We start from the raw sequence: 772 nt of genomic DNA on the forward strand, positions 1-772 counted from the left end.
GTACCCATTCGACATGTACCGGACGCCATACACCCCCAGGATGAGTGCCGCATACCCGGCTGCGGTGTTTGGGGTGTCAAGGAGGATGTGGGTCCCACCAGTCAGATGTACGTACACTTGGAGCACTGCGAGATCGAGAACACTGAACGCTCCTACAAACAGATACGGCGGATACATATTTTGACCAGGGAGAGCCGATGAGAGACGCGAAAAGCCACACAGTGTTGCGATATACTCGATGAGATTTCGCTCATTTTTCGCATCAAAATTGCTTGGCATGGTCAGGTCGTGCGGTACATCCGGCTTAGTTTTGTCCCCGACAGAAACACCTCGGGCGTAGTCCCGTCACGTTCGCTCAGGGTAGAGGCATGCTCGAGGTTTCAATGGTGGCGCGGCATCAAGCAGGCGCGGACTTCCGAGGCGGCTGCGAACAGCTCTAATTACATCTAATTAGTTTTATTAGGTTGGATTAGATACATTTTGTTATGAGTCGGTGGGAAGCCACCTCTCCCCGGATGGGCCCCGTTGTAGATGTTGAGCGTGGTGTGACCAGTTCTAGCAAAACGGTCACCAGCCACGCTGCTGTGCGAGGGGTACGCGCCCTCAACAGATTTAGCGCTGAGAGCTCGCCTTTTCACACAGTCACTTTGCGATGCGGGCATCACGGAGTAACTGATCTGAGAGGCGAACTCGCATGATTGACAGCGGCACGTACCCGGATTTCGTACTAGCATTCATCCCGGTGACGTTGTCTGCTGCTTACGGGGTTGGG

General features: G+C 54.1%; 1 pseudogene. It reads right to left on the bottom strand.

The window, feature by feature from the left end:
- Positions 1-279 (bottom strand): annotated as a pseudogene (locus EXE45_RS20890) (hypothetical protein); the annotation flags it as partial.
- Between the last annotated feature and the right edge of the window lie 493 nt (positions 280-772).

Source organism: Halorubrum sp. SP9 (assembly GCF_005435015.1).
Classification (GTDB): Archaea; Halobacteriota; Halobacteria; order Halobacteriales; family Haloferacaceae; genus Halorubrum; species Halorubrum sodomense.